Source organism: Pinisolibacter sp. DMC100 (assembly GCF_056313705.1).
Map to the genome: position 1 here is coordinate 532,204 of NZ_JBQUZT010000001.1, position 16,135 is coordinate 548,338.

The following is a 16,135-nucleotide window of genomic DNA, read 5'->3' on the forward strand; positions in this document are numbered from 1 at the left end:
GGCACCGGCCGAAGTCCATCGCCCTTCCGTCGCGGTCAGGCGTGCCAGCCCCGCCGCGCGCCGATCGCGGCGATGACGGCGGGAGAGTGGACGAGGCACCGGCCGAAGTCCATCGCCCTTCCGTCGCGGTCAGGCGTGCCAGCCCCGCCGCGCGCCGATCGCGGCGATGACGACGACCGCGGCGAAGGTCGCCGAGACCGGCGTCCAGGCGGCGGCGACCGGATCGAGATTGCCCATCTCGCCGGCGACGACGAAGACGCGGGTGGCGACGTGGACGACATAGCCCGACAGGACGCAGCCGATCAGCAGGCCGAGCCTCGGCCGCGAGGCCCCCGCCAGCAGCGACACGCTCGCCGCCAGCAGCGCCATCGCCAGCGGCAGCAGCGCGTCGGCGCGCCGCACCTCGGGCCAGACGCGATGATCGGGACCGATCAGCATGGTCGAACCGGAGGCGACCATGGCGCGCAGGTCGTCGTCGGGAATGTATTTCGCCGGCAGGCCGAGATAGGTCACGGCGAGCGGATCGAGCGGGATCGGCACCAGTTCCTGGTCGGGACCGGCCGAGATCCGCATCACCGACGGCCGCTCCGGGTCGCGCGTCCAGCGCGTCGCCCGGTCGAAACGCCAGAGATTGCGCAGGCCCGTCGGCTCGGCCCGCGCCGCCCGCAGGATCTCGCGCACCCCGGCGTCGCGGTCGAGGCGGAAGAGGTCGACGTCGATCAGTTCCGCCGGCGGCCCGAAGCGGACATGGGCGTGCACCAGCCGGTCGCCGGTGATGATCCAGGCATCCTTGCGGATCGTGTCGCGCACGTAGCGCTCGCCGTAGGCGCCGAGCCGATCGGCCGCCTGCCGCAGCACCGCGTGCGGTCGCCAGTCGACGTGGAGCTGGTACTGCAGCGCGCCGAAGACGAGGCCGACGGCGGCGGCCGGCCACAGGACGCGCAGCGGATGGCGGCCGGAGACCCAGTGGATCGCCCGCCGCCGCGTCACGATCGACCACAGTTCGAAGGCGAGCACGCCGACGAAGACGGCGATCGGCAGGAGCCGCGTCACCATGTCGACGATCCGGAGGCCGAGATACCAGGCGAAGAGCGCGATCCGCCCGGCGAGGTCGGCCGGCGCCTTGGCCGCCACCTGATCGAAGTAGCGGGCGAGATCGATCGAGATGGCGACGAGCAGCAGGATCGTCTGCACCGTCGCGACGAAGACGACGAGCCCGACGAAGTCCTGCCGTGCGATGATGCCGGGCAGGCCGAGGCCGAGGCGGAAGCGACGCCGCGCCGGCACGTCGAAGAGACCGTCGCGCAGGCTCACGATCGCCCTCCCCGCGGCGCCACCAGCGCCCCCTGTCGCAGCAGGACGACGACGGCGAGGACGACCGCGAGGGTGCCGACCGTCGCCGCGCCGATCATCAGGTTGTCGTCGGCCGAGGCGGTCTGGAAGGCGCGGACGACGCGCACCAGCCCGGTGTCGAACACCACCATCGCCGCGCCCGCCGCAGGCAGCGCGAAGAAGCGCCGCCGCCCGTCGGCGAAGGAGGCGGCGATCGCCGCCGTCAGCACCGCGATCAGCGACAGGCAGGCGCGGGCGACGATTTCGGCCTCGCGCAGGCCGTTGTCGGACCGCCCGCCGCCCGTCGCCGTCACGCGCGCGACCAGCGTGCGGTACTGCGGCTGGTCGGCGAGGACGGGATCGCGCAGCGGCTCGTCGAGATCGATCTCCCGCGTCACCGTGCCGAGCCGATAGCCCGACCCGCCGATCGATCCGGCCTGCGGCGTCGTTCCGGCCGGCGGCAACTGCAGATCCATCACCGAGACGTCGTCGAGGCGCAGCGCGAAGCGGCGCGTCCCCTCGATCGGCCGGAGATCGTAGTTGGCCGCCGCGACGACGCGTTCGCCGTCGCCCTCGCGCGGCGGGAAGACCAGCAGCGGCCGCCGCCCCGCGGCGCCCCAGGCCGGCGAGACGAAGGTGTGGCCGCGCAGCGTCTCGATCCGGTCGGGCGGCAGGCCGACCTCGACCGCATCCATCGCCATGCGGTGCGCCGCCTCGAGGAACAGCCGGTCGCGCGCCGCCCGGCCCATCGGGTCGAGGAAGCCGGCGGCGACGATCGCGGCGAAGACGGCGACGGCGCCGAGCGCGAAGAGGCTGGAAATCATCCGGAACGGTCCGACCCCGGCGCCGGCCATGACCACGGTCTCGCCGCCGTCGCGGGCCTCCATCAGCGCGCGATGGGCGCCGATCAGCACGGCGATCGGCATGGCGGTGACGATGATCTCCGGCGCGGTCAGGGCGAGCACCAACGGCAGGTTGCCGAGCGGCGCGCGGCGCTCGATCAGCATCTCGACGAAGCCGGTCATCCGCTCGGCGAGAAACACCACCATCACCAGCGCGAGCGTGGCGGCGATGGACCCGAGGCTGCGCCGCACGAGATGACGACCGAAAGTCCGCAGCATCCGACGGCCGCCTCCCCGTCCCGTTCGCATCTCGTCCCGGCCGGCGCATGCCGCGGCGGCGGCTCTCGGGACTCGTGTCCGGGCGGCGAATCATATCTGATCGCGCCCATGGCCGACAGTCGTCCCGCTTTCGCACCGACGCTCCGTTTCGTCTGGTCCCACCCGGCGCACGCCCTGTCGCTGTCGGGCGGCCTCGGGCTCGCCCGCGGCTGGCCTGGCACGGTCGGGGCGGCCGGCGGCCTCCTGCCGGCGCTGGTCCTCGTCGGCCTGCCGTGGCCCGTGCTGGCGGTGATCTTCGCGGCGAGCTTCGTCGTCGGCGTGCGCGCGGCGGACATCACGGGCCGCGCCCTCGGGGTCGAGGATCCCGGCTGCATCGTCTTCGACGAGACCTGGGCGATGGCGCTGGTCTGCGTCGCGATCCCGGCGACGCCGCTGTGGTGGCTCGTCGGCTTCGTCGCCTTCCGCTTCTTCGACATCGTCAAGCCGCAGCCGATCCGCGCCGTGCAGGACGGCTTGCGCGGCGGCCTCGGCGTGATGGCCGACGACCTCGCCGCGGCGATCGCCTCGATCGCGGTGGTCGACCTCGCGGCCCGCCTCCTCGGCGCGCTCTGAGGCTCACACGAGGCGCGAGACCAGCGCCAGCACCGGCGTCGCGACGATCCAGGCATCGACCACGTCGAGCACGCCGCCCTGCACCGGGTGGATCGCCGGATAGTCCTTCACCCCGGCGCGCCGCTTGACCCAGGAGGCGACGAGATCGCCCGCCACCGTCGCCGCCGCCACCGCGAGTGCCACCGCGACGATCCGCGTCGCCGGCCAGCCCAGCACGCCGACGCCGAGCACCAGCGCCGCGATCGCCACGCCGATCGCCCCGGCCGCGAGCCCCTCGACCGTCTTGCGCGGGCTGAGCCGCGGAAAGGCCGGGTGTCGCCCGAAGAGCCGGCCGCCGAGCACGGCGGCGCTGTCCATGGTCTCGACCAGCAGGAAGGCGAGGAGCAGCCGCGCTCCGCCGTCCGGCCCCGTCGCCGCAGCGGCGAAGAGCACCAGCGGCAGGGCGGGGAAGAGGGCGAGCAAGATCCCGTCGCGGAGGCCCGCCGGTCGCCCGAGCCGTCCCGTCGCGACGCCGGCGCCGATCGCCAGCGCGACCCCCGCGACCGCACCGCCGAAACCGGCGAAACCGGCGAGGCCGGCCGCGACGGCCAGCGCCGCGCCGAAGGCGAGCGCCCGCGGCCGCGCGTCGTCGCCCGCGACGGTGACCGTCGCCGCCTCGAAGCCGCAACGCGCCGCGAGAACGGCGACGCCGAGACCGGTCGACACGCCGCCCGGCACCACGAGGAGGAGCGCGACGGCGACGATGACGATCTCCGAGATCATCACCGGCCACAGCCCGCGCGCGGCGCGCGCCGTCGCGGGCAACAGCGACAGCGCCGCCAGCACGACGAGCGCGAAGACGAGAAAGGCGACGACCACCAGCGCCAGGTGATGCGTGCCCGTCATCGCCGCCGCCTTTCGACGGCGCGCACGACGAGGCGCTGCCACAGTCGCAGGACGGGCGCGATCGGCGAATGGAAGCGGGCGAGCAGCCCGAGCGTCGCCCCCGGCGCGACCAGGAAACGGCCGCGATCGGCGCCGGCGAGGATCGCCGTGGCGACGTCGTCGGCGGAACGGACGCCGCCGCCCGCCGTGATCGCCTCGGTCGCCGCCGGCCGCGTCGCCCGCTCGGCGGCGAGCTGCGGCGTGTCGGTGTCGGGCGGCAGGGCGAGGGTGACGGAGATTCCGATCGCGCCGAGCTCCAGCCGCAGCACCTCGGCGAGGCCGCGGACGGCGAATTTCGACGGCGCATAGGCCGAATAGCCCCAGATGCCGAAGAGCCCGGCGCCGGAGGAGACGAGGACGATCCGCCCGTCCCCCGCCGCCCGCATCGACGGCAGCACCGCCCGGACGGCGGCGAGCGTGCCGAAATGGTTGGTCTCCATCTGCCGGCGATGGGCCTCGAGCGGCAGATCGACGAAGAGCCCCGGCTCGACGATGCCGGCGGCGGCGACGAGCCAGGCGATCGGCCCGTGTTCGGCGGCGATGTCCTCGACCGCAGCGGCGAGCGCGGCGTCGTCGGCGACGTCGAGCGGGTGGGTGGTGACGATGGCGTCCGGAACGGCGGTGCGGATGGTCGCGGCGGCGTCGTCGAGCAGGCCCTCGCGACGGGCAACGAGTGCCACGGGATGACCGCGGCGGGCGAGGCGGAGCGCGACCGCGAGGCCGATGCCGCTCGAGCCGCCGGTGATCACCGCCGGCCCGCGCCGCGTCGTTTCGCCGCCGCCGCTCAAGCGCCGTCCTGCCCGTCGGCGAAGTCGAGCATGTTGGCGAGCCCGATCTCGTCGTCGACCTGCACCGGCGGATGCTTGAACAGGAACGAGGCGATGGTGCCGACGTCGCCGGAAAGACCGCGTTCGCGGGCGATGTCGGCGAGACGGATGGCGATCAGCGCCATGGCCGCGGCATTGGGCGAATCCTCGACCGAGACGCGCGCCTCGATCTCCATCGGCACGCCGCCGAAGAGGCGCCCCTCGAGCCGGACATAGGCGATCTTGTTGTCGTTCAGCCACGGCACGTAGTCGGACGGGCCGATGCGGATCTGCTGGTCGTCGAGCCGCTCGTGCATGGCGGTCTGCACCGCCTCGGTCTTCGACAGGCGCTTGGTCTGCAGCCGGTCGTGATCCATCATGTTGAGGAAGTCGGTGTTGCCGCCGACGTTCAGCTGATAGGTCCGGTCCATCTTGACGCCGCGCATGTCGAAGAGATGCGACAGCGTGCGGTGGACGATGGTGGCGCCCATCTGCGCCTTGAAGTCGTCGCCGAGCACCGGCAGGCCGGCGGCGCGGAACTTCGCCGACCACTTCGGGTCAGAGGCGATCAGCACCGGGATGCCGTTGACCATGGCGCAGCCCGCCTCGATGGCGCAGGTCGCCCAGAACTCGACCGCCGCCTGCGAGCCGACCGGCAGGAAGTTGATCAGCACGTCGACGCCGCGCTCGCGCAGGGTGGCGACGATCGTCGCCCTGTCGAGCGCCGGGGCGTCCGACAGCACGAAGCTGCGCGACGGCATCTGGTTGCGCATGAAGGCGGAGACGCCGTCGAGATCGGGGCCGCGCTGGACGGTGAAGCCCGCCGCCGGCACGTCGCGATGGAAGATCTTGGTGCAGTTCGGTTCCTGGAAGATCGCCTCGGAAAGGTCGCGGCCGACCTTGCGCGCATCGACGTCGAAGGCGGCGACGATCTCGACGTCGCCGGGCCTGCGGCCGGCGAGGACGGGGAAGGGCACCCCGATCGCCTCGTCGCCGAGCGCTCGGCAATAGGCGACGCCCTGAACGAGCGAGCTGGCGCAGTTTCCCAGACCGACGATCGCAGTGCGGATCTTCCGTGACATGTTTGGCCTCGGCATCGTTCGTCGGCCCGTTCGCCCGTCGGGGCGGAACCGGTCGACCGGCGTCTTCTTCGTCGCTCCGGCACGGCCCTCGCGCGCCGCCTCACTCCGCCGCGTCTCGTCCCGCGCGGCACCCGCGTCGCCCGCGTCTCGGCCCGAAACGGGTCGCGGCACCGGCGGGCCCGCGAGAGGGGGGCATGCTAACCACCCGTCGGGCGCGAAAGAAGTCGGGAAATGGGCCTAGAGGTCGATTTGCCGTCGAAGTTGCCCTGCGGCCTCGTCCGGACTTGAGTCCGCCGCGGTTCGGTCCGACAGTGACCGCCCTCGAGGACGAGCGAGAGGAAACGTGGACGCCATGGGTTTCTCGTCGGATCGACCGGCCGCCGGATCGAAGCGCGCCGCGCGTCGCGGCGATCCGAGCCGGCGCGATCTTCTCGGGCTCGGATCGGCGGCGCTGGCCACCGTCGCGATGCCGCGCGCCGTGGCGGCGCAGTCGATCTTCCTGCCCGACATCCGCTCCGAGTTCGCGCGGTTTCCCACCCTGCCGATCGGCCGGCCGCAGGCGGTTCCGACCGACGCGGGGATGCTGTTCTTCGTCCAGCACGCGATCGACGCCAACGCCATCGTCTATGCCGCCCGGCGTCTCGCCGACGGCCGGCTCGACCCGGACGAGCCGGTCGAGACCTTCTGGCGCCGCTTCGCCACCGCCGGCCATCGCCGCGAGCTCAGTTTCTTCGAACGCCGGTTCGCCTTCGGCCTCGTGGCGACGCCCGAGACGGCGGGGGTGTGGAGCGTCCACGTCGCCGCGCTGTCGTCGCGCAAGGGCCGCCTCGACCTCGGTCCCGACGGCAAGCCGCGCATCCTCGTCGAGATCGACGGCAAGCCGCGCCGGCCGGTCTACGTCTGGGTCGAAGCCGAACGCGGACACTTCATTCCGACCCTCCGCCACGTCGACGTCTATGCCGTGACCGAGGGCGAGAAGGGCTTCTATCGCGAACGTCTGGTCTTCGGCTGATCGACGGGCGTAGGGCTCGCCTCGGCACGCCCGAGGCGATAAGCAGTGCGGGCGCGGGATCGCGCGGGGGCAGGCCGCGAGGTGGCGATGCTGGGGAAGATGTTCTCCTTCCTGTGGAGGAACGCACCGAAGGGCATGCCCTTGCCGGTGATCGGCCTCGCCGTCGTCACCGGCCTCACCCGCGACGCGCTGCTGATCGTCACCAACGCCGCCGCTTCCGACGTCGGAAAGCCGAACTTCTTCTCGTTCTGGCTGCCGGTCTTCCTGGTGACGCTCGCCGCCTATGCGGTGCTCCACCTCGTCTACCCGGTGATGGCGCAGACCATGGTGGCGCGCATGGCCGCGGCGCTGCGCCTGAGGCTCACCCGCCACCTGCTCGAGACGCCGCCGCTCTTCGTCCAGAGCCGCGAGCACGGCAGCCTCTACCACATCATGACCACCGACGTTCAGGTGGTCACCCAGATCAGCCGCACCCTGCTCGAGTTCCTCCCCGCGGTGGTCTTCCTCGCCGTGGCGCTGCCGCAGATCTTCCTGATGTCGGTGCCGGTCGCCGTCTTCACCGTCGTGGTGATGGCCGGCGGCATCCTCGGCTACTACCTCCAGCGCCGGGCGATCTCGGGGCTGGCGCGCGACATCCGCGCCCTCGAGATCCGCTATTTCGAGCGCGTCAACGACGTCATCGCCGGCTTCCGCGAACTGAAGCTCCATCGCCCCCGCCGTGCCGATCTCGCCGGCGAGGTCGAGGACACCGTCGGTGCGGCGCGCGACACCACCATCCGCATGGAGCGGCGCTATGCCGCCGGCGAAGTGGTGGTGCAGTCGCTGAAGTTCGTGCTGGTCGGCGGTGTCGTCTTCCTCGTGCCCTGGCTCGGCGAGGGCGACGGCACGGTGGTCTTCCGCCTGTTGACGGTGATCCTGTTCTCGCTCGGCCCCTTCGAGGCGGTGGTCAGCCAGATCCCCGGCCTGCTTCGGGCGATGGTCTCCTTCCGCCGCATCGACGATCTCGACGCCGAGCTGCGCGCCTGCGCCGCCCCGGTTCCCGAGGACCGGCCGATGCCGCTTCCTTTCAAGACGTTGACGCTCGAGGGCGTCACCGCCCGCTGGGGCGCCGACGGCGAGACGGGCTTCGCCCTCGGCCCGATCGACTTCGAGCTGAGGCGCGGCGAGATCGTCCTGGTGGTCGGCGACAACGGTTCGGGCAAGACCACCTTCCTCAACGTCCTGACCGGCCTGATCGACATCGACGGCGGCCGCATTCTGGTCGACGGCGTGCCGGTGGAGGAGGCCGACCGCGCCGCCCATCGCGACCGCTTCTCCGCGATCTTCACCGTCTTCCACCTGTTCTATCGTCTGTTCGGCCTCTCCCACGTCGATCCCGAGCACACCCGCGAGATCCTGCGCCGCCTCGGTCTCGACGGCGTCACCGACTACGACGACGGCGCCTTCACCCGGCTCGAACTGTCGTCGGGCCAGCGGCGGCGGCTGGCGTTGGCGGTGGTGATGCTGGAGAACCGCGACATCGTCGTGCTCGACGAGTTCGTCGCCGATCAGGACCCCGGCAAGCGCGAGTTCTTCTTTCGCGAGCTGCTGCCGGAGCTGAAGGCGCGCGGCAAGACGGTGGTCGTCACCACCCACGATCTCGCCTGGGTGCCGTGGTGCGATCGGCTGGTGCGCTTCGCCGACGGCCGCATCGTCGCCGTCGAGGAACACGGGCGGCCGGACGTCGAGGCCGCGGCGCACTGAGAGCGATCGTCGGTCACGCCCGGCCGGGCAGCGCCACCACCAGCGCGGCGTTGATGCCGCCGAAGGCGAAGGAATTCGACATCGCCGCGTCTGCCGAGAAGGCCCGGGCGACGTGCGGCACCGGTTCGAAGCCGATCTTGGGATCGACGCCGAGGAAGTCGATCGTCGGCGGCGCGATCTGCGCCCGAAGCGCCTCGACGGTGACGATCAGCTCGAGCGCTCCGCCGGCACCCAGCGCATGGCCGTGGATCGGCTTGGTCGAGGAGACGAGGAGCCCGTCGAAGGCCGGACCGAACACCTCGCGCAGCGCCTGGGCCTCGGTGACGTCGTTGGCGATCGTGCCGGTGCCGTGGGCGTTGCAATAGCCGATCCGCGCCGGATCGAGCCCGCTGGAGGCGACGGCGCCGCGCACGCAGGCGGTGGCGCCGGCGGGATCGGGGCGCAGCAGATCGGCGGCGTCCGAGGTGTTGGCCTGACCGACCAGTTCGGCGAGCACGGTCGCGCCGCGCGCCCGCGCCGCCTCGGGTGCCTCCAGCACGACGATGCCGGCGCCTTCTCCCAGCACCATGCCGGTGCGTTCGCGCGAGAACGGGCGGCAGACGCCCGTCGTCATGACGTGCATCGCCTCCCAGGAGGCGAAGACGCCGTCGACCAGCAGCGATTCCGCCCCGCCGGCGATGCAGCGATCGACCACGCCGGCGCGGATCAGGTCGGCGGCGAGCGCGATCGACTGGGTCGCCGAGGCGCAGGCGGTGGAGATGCAGAAGGTCGGCCCGGTCGCCTTCCATTCCATGCCGATCCACGAGGCCGGCGAACTCGTCATGATCTTGGGGATCGCCATCGGGTCGGAGCGCTCGGCCGGCGCCTCGACGAAACGGACGTAGTTGCGCTCGAGCGTCTCGGCGCCGCCGAAGCCCGAGCCCACCACCACGCCGCAGCGGGCGCCGAAGTCGCCAGCCCCGAGGCCGGCCTGCGCGATCGCCTCGCGCGCCGCCGCCAGCGCCAGGATGGCGGTGCGGTCCTGGAAACGCGGCTTGGCGTCGGTGGCGAGCGCGGCGAAGTCGGCCTCGGCGATGCGGGCGGCGCGCTTGACCTGCTGGCGGTGGATGCGCGGGAAGGCGACGTCGACCACGGCGCTCCGGCCGTCGCGGGTGGCGGTCCACAGGGGCTCGACGCCGATGCCGCAGGCCGAGACGGCCCCGAGACCGGTGATCGCGACGGGCTTCACGACGCCTCCTGCCGACGATGCTCTTCGATGTGGGTGGTGACGACGTCGATGAGCTCGCCCACCGTCTTCGCCTCGGTCAGCTTCTCGTCGACCGGCACGTAGACGCCGAACTTCTCTTCGATCGCCATGAGGATCATGACGAAGTCGGCCGAGGCGATGCCGAGATCGTCGAGGCGCTGGTCGTCGTCGATGACACGATCGCCGACCATGCCCTCTTCCGCGACGATGGCGAGCAGGCGACGCCGTAGATCTTCGTTCCGTTCGGCGGTTTCGGCCATGACAACACCCTGCAGGCAGTTCCAGATCCGTCGAATCTGTCTTAAGCCAAGCGATCGGCTCTGCAAAGGACACAGGTCGTCGATCAGGGATCGTACGCGCGCCGCGATCGGCGGGCCGGCGATGCCCGTGAAAGGAAGCGGAAATGGGACCCGCCGTCGTCGTCCGCTCGGTTCTCTTCCACGTCGCCGCGGTCGGCGCGGTGATCGTCTTCCTGCCCTTCGCGCCGCTGCTGCTGATCCCGGACCGACGGCCGTCGCGCCCCATCCTCGCCGCCTTCTTCCGCCTCTTCGGATGGCTCCTGCGGACGATCGCCGGCATCGACTGGCGGGTCGAAGGGGCGGAGCATCTGCCGAGGGGCGCCTGTCTCGTCGCATCGCGCCACGAGTCGGCCTGGGAGACGCTGTTCCTGCCGCTGCTGCTCGACGACCCCGCCGCCTTCGCCAAGAGCGAGATCTTCTCCTGGCCGCTCGGCGGCCTCGTCGCCCGGCGCGCCGGCCACATCGCGATCGACCGCGGCGGCGACATCGCCGCCCTCAAGACCGCCTTCGAAGAGGCCCGACGCACCGTCGCCGCCGGCCGCAGCCTGCTGATCTTTCCCTCCGGCACCCGCCAGGCGCAAGGCCGCGACCGCATCCAGCCCGGCGTCGGCGCGCTCTACGAACTCCTCGGCGTGCCCTGCGTGCCGATCACGCTCGATTCGGGCCGCTGCTGGCCGCCCGACACCTGGCTGAAGTTTCCCGGCACCATCCGCGTGGTGATCGGCGCGCCGATCCCGGCGGGTCTCGATCGCCGCGCCTTCGTCGCGGTGCTCGCGACCCGCCTCGGCGCGAGCGGCCGAGGGGAGGGGTGATGCGCGCGGAAACCCTCTCGCCGCTCGGCCGTCTCGCGATCGTCGCGACGATCGCCGCGAGCTTCGCCGCCTCGGTCGCCGCCCCGGTCGCCGTCTACACCGTGACGCTCGCCGCCTTCGGCCTGCCGCACGTCCTCGCCGAGCTGCGTTTCGTCGACCTGCGCTTCTCCGGCCGCCTCGCCCGGATCGGCCCGGCGCTGGCGGCTCTCCTCGCCGGCGCGCTCGCCGCCCGGATCGCCGGCTGGGCCGGCCTCGTCGCGCCGCCGGTCGCGGCGGGTGCCGAGTTGCTGTGCGGCGCCGGCCTGGTCTTCGCCTGCCTCGGCCTGCTGCGCCGTCGCCGCGTGGCGGTGGCGGCGATCGGCCTCGCGCTCGTCGCCGGTGCCGTCCTCGCCCCGGCGACGACGCTGCTCGTCTTCGCCGTCGCCCACAACGGAACGCCGCTGGCGCTCGTCCTCGACGTGACGCCGGCGCGCGACCGCATGCGCCGCCTCGCGCTCTGGTCGGTGCCCTTCGTGCTCGTTCCGGCGCTGATCGTCACGGGGCTCCCCGCCGATCTCGCCGATCGGCTCGGCCTGTGGCTGCCGGACCTGTCGCCGCTCGGGGCCGGCGGCATCGAGAGCCATCTCGGCGTCTACGTCGCTCCCGCGCTGGCCGGCGGATCTCGTGCGGTCGACCTCTTCGCCGCCGCGGTCTTCGCCCAGACCATGCACTACGGCGCGGTGATCCACCTGCTGCCCCGCATGCTGCCGACCGGAGCCCGCGGCCGCGTCCCCTGGCCGCGGCCGGCGGTCTTCGCCGCCGTGCTCGCGGCGTGCGGTCTCGTCCTGCTCGTCCTCTTCCGCCTCGACTTCCCCGATGCCCGCCGCCTCTACGGGCTGGCGGCGCTGATCCATGCCTGGCTGGAGATCCCGGTGATGATGCTGATGCTCGGCGCCGTCTCAGCGGAAGGCGTCGACGAGGAGGCCGAAGCCGGCCGAAGCGCCGTTGGCGAGCGCCGACAGGGCGAGACCGCGTGAGAGGCCCACACGCGATCCGATCGCCTGCGCCACGCCCTCGACCACGACGACCCCGGCTTCGACGATGAGAACCACCGTGCCCCAGGTCTCGGGTTCGGCGAAGGCGAGGACGGCATTCCAGGCGAAGGGATGGGTGAGGAGCGTCGCGACCACGGCGACCAGCGCCGCCCGCCCCGGCGCCGCCCAGCCGGTCGCCCGCGCGGCGAGGCCGGCGACGAGGGCTTCGATCGTGATCGAGGCGAGGAGCGCGCCGCCCTGAGCGGCGGTGAGGTTTGCGAGGCCGAGGTCCATGACCTAGGGTACCACGACACCCGATGCGGAGGCTTCCATGCGCACGATCGTCCCGACCCTTCTCGTCCTCGCCGCGACCGCGGGGTCTGCCATGGCCGACGTCGTGCCGCCGCGCGAATTCGTCCTCGCCCGCCACGGCGAACTGGTCGTCGCCAAGGGCTGGACCTGCCCGAAGGTGACGGCGAGCGATCCGGTCGACGGCTATCCCGAGCTGCGCGCCAAGGGCCTGACGCCCAATCTCGTCGTCTGTTCCGACGGTGCGAAATACGTCGTGGCGATCCCCGCCCGCCGTCGCCCGATCCCCGGCGGTGCGGTCGAACCGCCGGTCGAGCCGGAAGTGCTGAAGCTCGACTGACCGGCAGGACCTGCACGAACGACGACGAGGTCCGCCGGGGGGAGCGGACCTCGCCATCGCGAGCAGGGGGTGAGGATCGGGTCACTCGTAGCGGCAGACCCGGCGGGTTCCGACCACGTCGCCCCAGCGGTTGACGCGCTCGACGATCATGCAGCGGCGGACGGGTTCCTCGTAGGCGACGGGGCGCTGGGCGAGCGTGGAGCCGATCACCAGACCCGTGGCGAGACCACCGACACCCCAGCCCCAGGCCGGGCCGCCGTGATGGTGGTGATGCGGGTGGGGCGGCGGGAACGCCTGGGCGGTGCCGACCGAGGCGACGCCGGCGACGGCGATCGTGGTGGCGACGAGGGCGGCGGTCAGGATCTTCTTCGACTGGAACATGGCTCTCTCCTCGGGGTCCGGGGAAGGCACCGTCATGGCCTTCTTGTCCATGGGTCGCACCGGGAGGAGATCGGGTTCACGCCCGCCGTCGATTTTTTCGTCTTTTCGCGCGACGGCCGAGAAACGGCGGAAATCCGCCGTGGAACGACGACGCCCGCCGCGAGGGCGGCGGGCGGATCGTGTGGGCTCGCGCGAGAAATGCGTCAGCGGGCGCGGGCGACCGCGGCGGCGGCGTCGACCAGACCGGCGCCGAAGACCGGATCGCGTCCCGGCGCGCCGAGATCGATCGCCGTCTCCGTCAGGATGCGGCCGACCGCGTCGGGGGCGAGGTCGGGCCGCGCCTCGAGCAGCAGCGCGACGACGCCCGAGACCTCGGCGGCGGCCACCGAGGTGCCGGTCGTCAGGTCGTAGCCGCCGCGCGGGGCGGGAACGAGCACGTCGACGCCCGGCGCCGTGACGGCGACATGGTTGCCCCGGACGGCCTGCGGCAGGATGCGGTCGTCGGCGTCCGAGGCCGTCACCGCCACCACGCCCGCCGTCGCCGCCGGGTGGAGCGGTGCCGACTGCGGCCCGGCATTGCCGGAGGCTGCCACCGCCACCACGCCGCGCGAGCGGGCGAGCTGGATCATCCGCGCGAGGAACGTGTCGGCCGGCCCGGCGAAACTCATCGACAGGACGCGCGCCTTCTGCTCGACCGACCAGTCGAGGCAGGTGACGACGTTGAAGGTGACGCCCTCGGCGACGCCGCGTGCGCCCGGCGGTCCGAAGGCCCGTGCCGTCAAGAGCCGCGCCGCCGGCGCCGCGCTCGACAGCCGCACGCGGGCGGCGATCGCCCCGGCCATGGCGGTGCCGTGGGCGCCCGGCGTCGGATCGACGCCGGGAAGCGCGTCGAAGCTCCCCTCGATCGCCCCCGCGAGTTCGGGATGGCCGGCGTCGGCGCCGGTGTCGATCACCGCCACCAGCACGCCGCGCCCCAGCGACCGGACATGGGCGGCGTCGAGCTGCAGCTTGGCGGCGGCATATTGGCCGGGCAGCGGTGCCGTCGAGGCCTCGCCGGTCGCCGCGGTGGCGAGCGTCGCGGTCGGTGCCGGCGCGGTCGCGACCGCTTCGCCCGGCGCGGCGGGCGTCTGTTGCAGCGTGTAGATCCAGTTCGGCTGGGCCGAGGCGATGGTGCCCTCGCTCTTCAGCCGTTCCAGGCTCTCGCGCGTGCCGCGGCCGTCGAGGGCGGCGAGGCGGTGGAGCACCGTGCCGGTCAGCCGGATCGGCCGGCTCTCGACGAGGCGCAGGCCGCGCCGCGCCGCGAGACGGGCGACGTCGACCGTGCTCTTCGCCTCGATCAGCACCTCGCCCGGCACGTAGCGCGTCTCGCCCGCCGGCGGCAGGGTGACGATCGGCCCGCGCGTCGTCGTCCGGCGCGGCGTCTCCACCCGCTCGACCGGGCCGGCGCGGCGATGGACGATCGGCAGATCGTCCTCGTCGTCTTCGATGACGATCACCCGCCGCGCCCGGCGCTGGATGTAGTCCTCTTCCCAGCGCTCGTTGTGCGGCAGGCCGTGGAGGATGACCGCGCCGTTGGGCAGTTGCCCCCCGTCGGCCGAGCGGCTGCCGGCATTGCTGGAGGGCCCCGTGTTCGACGGTCCGGTGGACTGGCCGAGGGCGCTCGGCGCCGCCGCCAGCAGGGCCGCGACGGCGACGAAGCCGGCGAGGGCGATGCCTCGCCGGCGCCGGACGCGGGGCTGGTTCGTCGGATGATCCGAGACATCGCGCATCGTTCGATCTCCGCTCGACGGGTGCAGGTCGCGCGTCACGGCGCGACCTGGACGAAGGTGACGAGGCGGCCTTCCGCCTTCAGCGCAGCGGCGACCGCGGTGGCGTCGCCGCCCTCGGCGAGCGACAGGCGCCAGAAGCCGTTGGCCTTCGGCCCCTCGGCGAGGCTCGCGCGGTGGCGCTTCAGCAGGGCGCCGATCTCGTCGATGCGGGCCTCGGGGGCGAAGGCGACGAGCAGCGTCGGCCCCTTGGCCGTCACCGCGACCGTGCCCCGCGACGCCGTCTCGAAGCCACCGCCGGAACGGCTGCCGAGGAGGCCGCCGACCACCGCCGACTGAACGGCGAGGACGGCGACGACCGCGGCCGCCGCGAAGGCGAGCCGGCGCGGCGCCAGCCCGGCGAGGAGGTCGGCGAGCCGTGTGCCGATCCGTTCGACGAGGCCCGACTTCACCGCCGCCAGCGGCAGCGCCGGACGCGGCTCGGCGGCGATCGCCGTCATCAACTTGTCGAAGGCGGCGGTCGAACGCGGCCGGATCGCCTCGTTGAGGGCGATCGCCTCGGCCATCTCCTCGCGGACGAGGTCGAGCCGGCGGGCGAGTTCGCCGTCCGCCGCCAGCGCGGCCTCGACGCGGCCGCGATCGGCGGCCGAGAGCCGTCCGTTGGCGTACCAGGGCAGGAGATCCTCGATCTCGCCGCGTCCCTTGTCGTGAGCCGTCTGGGTCATGGCCAACCTCGATCGATGCCGGCCGCGGCGAGCAGCTCGGCGAGTTTCTTGCGGGCGTGGAAGAGACGGGTCTTCACCGTGCCTTCCGGGATCCCGACGATCTTCGCGACCTCCTCGACGGAGGCCTCGTGGTAGTAGACGAGGTCGAGGACCTCGCGGTGTTCGCTCGACAGCCGCTCCATGCAGAGGCGGATGGCGGCGCCCTTGTCCCGCTTCTGCGAGACGACCTCGGGCGTGTCGGCCTCGTCCTCGATCTCGGCCGCCTTCTCCTCGTCGAGCCCCGCCTCGCGGCGACGCCGGAGACCGGAGAGCGCCTTGAAGCGGGCGATCGACAGGAGCCAGGTCGAGACCCGGGAGCGTCCCTCGAAGGCGCCGGCCTGACGCCAGACGTCGAGAAAGGTCTCCGATACCGCGTCTTCCGCCACCGTCTCGTCGCGGACGAGCCGCAGCACGAAACGGAAGACGACCGTCTGATGGCGCGAGAACAGCACGCGCATCGCCAGTTGGTCGCCCGCGGCGATCCTTCGCAGGAGGTCCTCGTCGCTCGTCGTCATGTCCGGTCCAACACGGGCCGTTCGACCATGGGTCGCGCCGGCTCGCCGTTCGGTTCAA

At 72.7% G+C, this 16,135-nt stretch carries 18 protein-coding genes; 6 read left to right on the forward strand and 12 right to left on the reverse strand.

The window, feature by feature from the left end; translation table 11 throughout:
• Positions 1–129: 129 nt before the first annotated feature.
• Both ACT541_RS02525 and ACT541_RS02530 read right to left on the reverse strand, forming a co-directional pair.
• Positions 130–1,314 carry an LptF/LptG family permease gene (locus ACT541_RS02525; RefSeq protein WP_476134020.1) on the reverse strand — a complete coding sequence of 395 codons (1,185 nt, stop codon included), beginning with the start codon at positions 1,312–1,314 and terminating at the stop codon, positions 130–132.
• Entirely contained in the window at positions 1,311–2,453 is a 1,143-nt protein-coding gene (locus ACT541_RS02530) for an LptF/LptG family permease (protein ID WP_476134022.1), read from the reverse strand. The genes ACT541_RS02525 and ACT541_RS02530 overlap by 4 nt, the downstream gene beginning before the upstream one ends.
• A 108-nt stretch (positions 2,454–2,561) precedes the next feature.
• On the opposite strand from ACT541_RS02530, the gene ACT541_RS02535 reads away from it, so the two are divergent.
• On the forward strand, positions 2,562–3,065 hold the full coding sequence (locus ACT541_RS02535) for a phosphatidylglycerophosphatase A family protein (RefSeq protein ID WP_476134023.1): 504 nt from the start codon (positions 2,562–2,564) through the stop codon (positions 3,063–3,065).
• 3 nt (positions 3,066–3,068) lie between these two features.
• On the opposite strand, the gene ACT541_RS02540 is transcribed toward ACT541_RS02535, so the two are convergent.
• Genes ACT541_RS02540 through ACT541_RS02550 form a run of 3 tightly spaced genes read right to left on the reverse strand, consistent with a single transcriptional unit; the run spans position 3,069 to position 5,877 of the window.
• The gene (locus ACT541_RS02540) at positions 3,069–3,950 is read right to left on the reverse strand and encodes a phosphatidate cytidylyltransferase (protein ID WP_476134024.1); all 882 of its coding nucleotides are present in this window, start codon (positions 3,948–3,950) and stop codon (positions 3,069–3,071) included.
• Positions 3,947–4,777: an SDR family oxidoreductase gene (locus tag ACT541_RS02545; RefSeq protein WP_476134026.1), complete on the reverse strand. Its 831-nt coding sequence runs from the start codon at positions 4,775–4,777 to the stop codon at positions 3,947–3,949. Before ACT541_RS02545 ends, ACT541_RS02540 begins: the two co-directional genes overlap by 4 nt.
• On the reverse strand, positions 4,774–5,877 hold the full coding sequence (locus ACT541_RS02550; RefSeq protein WP_476134028.1) for an inositol-3-phosphate synthase: 1,104 nt from the start codon (positions 5,875–5,877) through the stop codon (positions 4,774–4,776). The genes ACT541_RS02545 and ACT541_RS02550 overlap by 4 nt, the downstream gene beginning before the upstream one ends.
• A 352-nt stretch (positions 5,878–6,229) precedes the next feature.
• On the opposite strand from ACT541_RS02550, the gene ACT541_RS02555 reads away from it, so the two are divergent.
• Both ACT541_RS02555 and ACT541_RS02560 read left to right on the forward strand, forming a co-directional pair.
• On the forward strand, positions 6,230–6,889 hold the full coding sequence (locus tag ACT541_RS02555) for a DUF4833 domain-containing protein (protein WP_476136010.1): 660 nt from the start codon (positions 6,230–6,232) through the stop codon (positions 6,887–6,889).
• Between the two features lie 87 nt (positions 6,890–6,976).
• Complete coding sequence (locus tag ACT541_RS02560) at positions 6,977–8,632, forward strand: ATP-binding cassette domain-containing protein (protein ID WP_476134030.1); 1,656 nt, start codon at positions 6,977–6,979, stop codon at positions 8,630–8,632.
• A gap of 13 nt (positions 8,633–8,645) precedes the next feature.
• Here ACT541_RS02560 and ACT541_RS02565 read toward each other — a convergent pair whose 3' ends face one another.
• The gene (locus ACT541_RS02565; RefSeq protein ID WP_476134031.1) at positions 8,646–9,860 is read right to left on the reverse strand and encodes a beta-ketoacyl-[acyl-carrier-protein] synthase family protein; all 1,215 of its coding nucleotides are present in this window, start codon (positions 9,858–9,860) and stop codon (positions 8,646–8,648) included.
• Complete coding sequence (locus ACT541_RS02570; RefSeq protein WP_476134032.1) at positions 9,857–10,138, reverse strand: acyl carrier protein; 282 nt, start codon at positions 10,136–10,138, stop codon at positions 9,857–9,859. The genes ACT541_RS02565 and ACT541_RS02570 overlap by 4 nt, the downstream gene beginning before the upstream one ends.
• Before the next feature lie 143 nt (positions 10,139–10,281).
• Here ACT541_RS02570 and ACT541_RS02575 point away from each other — a divergent pair, with 143 nt between their 5' ends.
• A complete protein-coding gene (locus tag ACT541_RS02575; protein ID WP_476134033.1) occupies positions 10,282–10,989 on the forward strand; it encodes a lysophospholipid acyltransferase family protein in 708 nt (235 codons plus the stop codon).
• The gene (locus tag ACT541_RS02580; RefSeq protein ID WP_476134034.1) at positions 10,989–12,005 is read left to right on the forward strand and encodes a hypothetical protein; all 1,017 of its coding nucleotides are present in this window, start codon (positions 10,989–10,991) and stop codon (positions 12,003–12,005) included. Before ACT541_RS02575 ends, ACT541_RS02580 begins: the two co-directional genes overlap by 1 nt.
• Here ACT541_RS02580 and ACT541_RS02585 read toward each other — a convergent pair.
• Positions 11,928–12,296 carry a hypothetical protein gene (locus ACT541_RS02585; protein ID WP_476134035.1) on the reverse strand — a complete coding sequence of 123 codons (369 nt, stop codon included), beginning with the start codon at positions 12,294–12,296 and terminating at the stop codon, positions 11,928–11,930. The genes ACT541_RS02580 and ACT541_RS02585 overlap by 78 nt on opposite strands.
• A gap of 37 nt (positions 12,297–12,333) precedes the next feature.
• Here ACT541_RS02585 and ACT541_RS02590 point away from each other — a divergent pair, with 37 nt between their 5' ends.
• Positions 12,334–12,651 carry a hypothetical protein gene (locus ACT541_RS02590; RefSeq protein ID WP_476134036.1) on the forward strand — a complete coding sequence of 106 codons (318 nt, stop codon included), beginning with the start codon at positions 12,334–12,336 and terminating at the stop codon, positions 12,649–12,651.
• 81 nt (positions 12,652–12,732) lie between these two features.
• Here the strand turns inward: ACT541_RS02590 and ACT541_RS02595 are convergent, their stop codons facing one another.
• The 4 genes from ACT541_RS02595 to ACT541_RS02610 form a co-directional block, all read right to left on the reverse strand.
• Positions 12,733–13,032: a hypothetical protein gene (locus tag ACT541_RS02595; protein WP_476134037.1), complete on the reverse strand. Its 300-nt coding sequence runs from the start codon at positions 13,030–13,032 to the stop codon at positions 12,733–12,735.
• Between the two features lie 203 nt (positions 13,033–13,235).
• Positions 13,236–14,801, reverse strand: coding sequence for a S8 family serine peptidase (locus tag ACT541_RS02600; protein ID WP_476134039.1), 1,566 nt, complete (start codon positions 14,799–14,801; stop codon positions 13,236–13,238).
• A 35-nt stretch (positions 14,802–14,836) separates the two neighbouring features.
• On the reverse strand, positions 14,837–15,523 hold the full coding sequence (locus ACT541_RS02605; protein WP_476134041.1) for an anti-sigma factor: 687 nt from the start codon (positions 15,521–15,523) through the stop codon (positions 14,837–14,839).
• Positions 15,520–16,077, reverse strand: a complete 558-nt coding sequence (locus ACT541_RS02610; RefSeq protein ID WP_476134042.1) for a sigma-70 family RNA polymerase sigma factor — start codon at positions 16,075–16,077, stop codon at positions 15,520–15,522. The genes ACT541_RS02605 and ACT541_RS02610 overlap by 4 nt, the downstream gene beginning before the upstream one ends.
• Positions 16,078–16,135 lie beyond the last annotated feature (58 nt).